Origin of the sequence: Bacillus sp. FSL K6-0073, from assembly GCF_038006085.1 — a bacterium.
GTDB lineage: Bacteria > Bacillota > Bacilli > Bacillales > Bacillaceae_G > Bacillus_A > Bacillus_A cereus.
On record NZ_JBBOUN010000001.1, the window covers coordinates 297501 to 302500 of the forward strand.

Consider the following 5000-nt stretch of genomic DNA (forward strand, 5'->3'; position numbering starts at 1 on the left):
GAACTGAAGCCCCAGTAAACGGCGGCCGTAACTATAACGGTCCTAAGGTAGCGAAATTCCTTGTCGGGTAAGTTCCGACCCGCACGAAAGGTGTAACGATTTGGGCACTGTCTCAACCAGAGACTCGGTGAAATTATAGTACCTGTGAAGATGCAGGTTACCCGCGACAGGACGGAAAGACCCCGTGGAGCTTTACTGTAGCCTGATATTGAATTTTGGTACAGTTTGTACAGGATAGGCGGGAGCCATTGAAACCGGAGCGCTAGCTTCGGTGGAGGCGCTGGTGGGATACCGCCCTGACTGTATTGAAATTCTAACCTACGGGTCTTATCGACCCGGGAGACAGTGTCAGGTGGGCAGTTTGACTGGGGCGGTCGCCTCCTAAAGTGTAACGGAGGCGCCCAAAGGTTCCCTCAGAATGGTTGGAAATCATTCGTAGAGTGCAAAGGCATAAGGGAGCTTGACTGCGAGACCTACAAGTCGAGCAGGGACGAAAGTCGGGCTTAGTGATCCGGTGGTTCCGCATGGAAGGGCCATCGCTCAACGGATAAAAGCTACCCCGGGGATAACAGGCTTATCTCCCCCAAGAGTCCACATCGACGGGGAGGTTTGGCACCTCGATGTCGGCTCATCGCATCCTGGGGCTGTAGTCGGTCCCAAGGGTTGGGCTGTTCGCCCATTAAAGCGGTACGCGAGCTGGGTTCAGAACGTCGTGAGACAGTTCGGTCCCTATCCGTCGTGGGCGTAGGAAATTTGAGAGGAGCTGTCCTTAGTACGAGAGGACCGGGATGGACGCACCGCTGGTGTACCAGTTGTTCTGCCAAGGGCATAGCTGGGTAGCTATGTGCGGAAGGGATAAGTGCTGAAAGCATCTAAGCATGAAGCCCCCCTCAAGATGAGATTTCCCATAGCGTAAGCTAGTAAGATCCCTGAAAGATGATCAGGTTGATAGGTTCGAGGTGGAAGCATGGTGACATGTGGAGCTGACGAATACTAATAGATCGAGGACTTAACCATATAATATGTAGCAATGTTATCTAGTTTTGAAGGAATATGCCTTCAATAGTTTGGTGATGATGGCAGAGAGGTCACACCCGTTCCCATACCGAACACGGAAGTTAAGCTCTCTAGCGCCGATGGTAGTTGGGACCTTGTCCCTGTGAGAGTAGGACGTCGCCAAGCAACTTTAAGACGAGTCAGAATGACTCGTCTTTTTTGTGTTTTATAAAAATAAGAATGGCTGGTAAATCTCAGTTTATTAAAATTTCACTTTATTGTTCACATCAACAAGTTCAAAACGCTCACAGACGAGTAACATATCTTCAGAGAAATTAAGACCAAGCTCATTTAGTTCCTTTGTAAAAAAACGAACATGGGTGTCTCTCCAGTAATTATAAGTACGATCTCCTTCGCCTTCAGCGATAGCGAATTCTTCGCTTACTTCATTCATTGGTGTTACAGTTACTTCTATTGTCTTAATAATAGCTACAGGTTCATCATTACTATTGAGTATAATACTATAATCAATAGTAGTCGGTAGTGATTCATGTTCTAATTCATAAAAAATGTGACCGGAGCATGTAGCGGTTTTAATACCGTCAATTACTAGTTGTGCAAGATAATTAGGGGCATCCCCAAATTGCCAAGCTGTAACAGATTCTGGTTTTTTGTTGTTTCCCCAATAAGTATCCCAATATGTCTGTGCTAATTGATTCATTTTTATCGTTACCTCACTCTAATTCATATTTAGTCTCTTTATAATTCCTAGGAAATTTACTTACTTATTTAGTATGTCTTTGTACTCATTTAAAAGTTGTAGCGGTGTGTTGCAAATTAAAAAGATACTATGTGGAGTGAATATAGTTTGTAAATATGTTCTGTACATATATGGAATCTTTAATTTTCCAATTGCATTTTATGATAAAGGATGTAGTTACTTAAAGAACGTTCAGATTATGAATGGTAGTTTATTATCACTATGCCATATTGAAGTGAGTAATACTAGAGTTAAAATAGATGAAAAAACTGATATTCTAAATTGAATCTCAGTTTAATAATATGTGACTTATATGAATCTATAGCAATACGAAAAGCGTAAATAAGATAGCCAACAAAATACGATAGTACGCAAAAGGTTTTAAACCTATCTTCTCTAAAAGCTTTAGAAAAGTTACTACCGCTAGCATCGCTACTATAAAAGAGGTAATGAATCCTACCGCAAACATAGGGATGTCATCGACACTTAAATACTTCCAACTTTTTAGTAAGTCTAAGCCTGTAGCCCCAATCATTACAGGAAGAGCTATTAGAAAAGAGAATTCAGATGCAGTCTTATAATTTACTTTTGCTAATAGACCTCCAGAGATAGTAGAGCCAGCTCTAGAGAAGCCAGGGTATACTGCTAAGCACTGAAATAATCCGATTGTTAAAGCTTGGCGGTATGTTAAATCGTCCAGTGAATAGGCTGCTGCCTCTTTCTTTTTTACTTCTGCAAAGAGCATAAGAATTGCACCTGCTACAAGTCCAATCACAACAGTGTATGGCTGGAATAAGTATGTTTTAATAATATCATGTAGTAGCAAACCAGCAACCACTGCCGGAAATACGCCAAGAAATACATGGAACGCGTTGAATTTTTTTTCTTTCTGTAGAAGAGGCTTAATATTACATAAAGAAACGAGACGTTTATGATATAAAATTGCAATGGCTAAAATTGCGCCTAGCTGAATAACAATTTCAAACGTTTTCGCTCTTTCTCCCTCAAAGCCTAATAAATGCCCGACTAATATAAGATGGCCAGTAGAGGATATAGGTAAAAATTCAGCTAATCCTTCTACAATACCGAGTATGAAGGCAATAATGATATCGCTCATAGTTTCACTCCTACAAATTAATGAATGTCTACTTTTTTAAAATAGAATAGTGTTGCAATAAATCCGGAAATTGTCGTTACTGCAATGATGATATAAGAATACTCTGGTGGATATGTCGGTTGTAATTCGTTATTTGCGATATCTAGAGTAGCGGTCCACGGGAATAAATCTTTATGCTTGGAGTTTACGAGCATAAGATTAGTCATTGTAATAATGACTGTTAATATAATGGGCGGTACATAGCTCTTCATTACAAGAGTTAGTAGCACAATAGGTGAAGACAATAGAAAGAGAAGTCCACCACATATTAAAAATTCTAGGAAAGAACCTAAAAGTAAAGAAATGTTAAAGCCAGGGAAGTTCCCCAATAGCCCTAATATTAAAGTAAGTGCCCAAGCGACTAAAGTTAGCATCATAATCCAAAGAAAGAGAATGATGAATTTACTTATAATAAAGCTAATGCGCGACACGGGGATAGTTAGTAAATTTTTAAGTGTATCTTCTGCATATTCACGGGTAAGCAAATATGCAACCACTACTCCATATAAGGGGAATCCTATAACTAAAGTAGTATATAAGTTAACGTCAGTGAATAATTGATGGAACCAAATAGTTGGAGTAGGCTGTTTTGTTTTTATATGTATATAAGAGGCTACTACAACTAAGAAAGGTGCGACACCAGCACCAATAATGCTAATTAAAAACATATTAGAGCGTTTTAGTTTTAAGAGTTCTGTATAGAGTAGATTAACCAATTGTTCCACCTCCAACTAGTTTGGTGAAATAATCTTCTAGTCTATCTTCGCTTATCATCATTTTTAATACTTCAATATCATTAAGAACAAATGTTCTGTTTATGTATCCTTGTTGTCCAAAATGAGAGTAAATACGAATATTTCCTTCATCATGTACTTCATAATCAAAAATTTGAAGATGATTTTCTAATAACATCACAGCTTTATCGTCATTATTCACTTGAAACTCTATGTACTTACGGTTTGCTTTGCGCAGCGTATCAAGAGAAACCTCTTCTAGTAACTTTCCTTCATGAATAATTCCGATACGATCGACCAACTGTTCTATCTCGGCTAATATGTGACTAGAAATGAGTATTGTTATATTTCTTTCTTGAGCTAAAGAATGAATAAGTTTTCGTATTTCTTTAATACCAATAGGGTCTAGTCCGTTAGTTGGTTCATCTAATATGAGTAGCTCAGGATAATGGAGAAGAGCGCGTGCAATTCCTAAGCGTTGCTTCATTCCTAAAGAATACTTTCCTACTAACTTTTTTGTCTCATGCTGCAAGCCTACTATTTCTAATGCTTCTTCGATAGCATTCTTTTTGTGAACCCCAATTATCTTTGCATTAATTAGTAGGTTTTCTTTTGCAGTTAAGTTTTCATAAAATCCTGGAACTTCAACTATAGAACCAATTCTGCTTAAAATATCTTTTTGATTTTGGAATAAGTTCTCTCCGAATATTTCAATCGTTCCACTTGTAGGTTTTATAAGACTAAGCAGCATACGAATGGTTGTTGTTTTACCAGCACCGTTGCGGCCTATGAAGCCATAAATCTCTCCTTGTTGAACATTAATATTTAAATTATCTACTGATTTTTGATTGCCATATACTTTAGTAAGGTTAGTCGTTTTTATAATTGTATTTATAGGAGACACCTGCTTTCTATAAGTTCTTACTTACATCATAAAAAGGAAGGCTTAACTGCATATTAATCATTTCTTAACTATTTCTTAAAAGTATTGTGTTTTGGAATAGAAAAGCCAAAAGTAGTTCGTTTCCATGGAGTACTTTCAACCCATATATGCCCACCATTTTTTTCAACGAGTGCTTTAGAAATGGAGAGTCCGAGACCGCTACCACCAAATGAAGAGTTTCTTGATTGTTCGCTTCGGTACATTCGCTCAAATATGTTTTGTAAATCATGTTTTGGAATACCAGGGCCTTGATCCCAAATATGAAGTTTGTATTCTGCATCAGCTTCTAGCAGTTCGACTCCTATTGTTTTCCCATCCTTTCCGTAATAAATTGCATTTTTCATTAAGTTACCGATAATCCGCATAATGCTTAGATGATCTGCGATGATAGGACAAGTAGACTCTGGTATG

General features: G+C 38.3%; 5 protein-coding genes and 2 rRNA genes (2 of these 7 cut by a window edge). 2 read left to right on the top strand and 5 right to left on the bottom strand.

Features of this window, described 5'->3' with window-relative positions:
* Positions 1-1017, top strand: a 23S ribosomal RNA gene (locus tag MHB52_RS01650) (it extends 1906 nt beyond the left edge of the window).
* Between the two features lie 49 nt (positions 1018-1066).
* Positions 1067-1182, top strand: a 5S ribosomal RNA gene (rrf, locus tag MHB52_RS01655).
* A gap of 76 nt (positions 1183-1258) precedes the next feature.
* On the opposite strand, the gene MHB52_RS01660 is transcribed toward rrf, so the two are convergent.
* The 5 genes from MHB52_RS01660 to MHB52_RS01680 all read right to left on the bottom strand — a co-directional run.
* The gene (locus MHB52_RS01660; RefSeq protein ID WP_001072418.1) at positions 1259-1717 is read right to left on the bottom strand and encodes an ASCH domain-containing protein; all 459 of its coding nucleotides are present in this window, start codon (positions 1715-1717) and stop codon (positions 1259-1261) included.
* 358 nt (positions 1718-2075) lie between these two features.
* Entirely contained in the window at positions 2076-2873 is a 798-nt protein-coding gene (uppP, locus tag MHB52_RS01665) for an undecaprenyl-diphosphate phosphatase UppP (RefSeq protein ID WP_001279960.1), read from the bottom strand.
* A gap of 17 nt (positions 2874-2890) precedes the next feature.
* On the bottom strand, positions 2891-3628 hold the full coding sequence (locus tag MHB52_RS01670; RefSeq protein WP_000247716.1) for an ABC transporter permease: 738 nt from the start codon (positions 3626-3628) through the stop codon (positions 2891-2893).
* Entirely contained in the window at positions 3621-4550 is a 930-nt protein-coding gene (locus MHB52_RS01675; protein WP_000074577.1) for an ABC transporter ATP-binding protein, read from the bottom strand. The genes MHB52_RS01670 and MHB52_RS01675 overlap by 8 nt, the downstream gene beginning before the upstream one ends.
* A gap of 68 nt (positions 4551-4618) precedes the next feature.
* Positions 4619-5000, bottom strand: partial view of a sensor histidine kinase gene (locus MHB52_RS01680; RefSeq protein ID WP_061663392.1) — the 3' portion only. 632 nt of this gene lie beyond the right edge of the window; the window shows 382 of its 1014 coding nt (coding positions 633-1014); its start codon lies off the right edge, out of view; it ends in the stop codon at positions 4619-4621.

What these genes read in the sequence shown, in the direction of transcription:
- MHB52_RS01660 (WP_001072418.1), bottom strand. Translation starts at nt 1,717, where the DNA reads ATGAATCAATTAGCACAGACATATTGGGATACTTATTGGGGAAACAAC.
- uppP (WP_001279960.1), bottom strand. Translation starts at nt 2,873, where the DNA reads ATGAGCGATATCATTATTGCCTTCATACTCGGTATTGTAGAAGGATTA.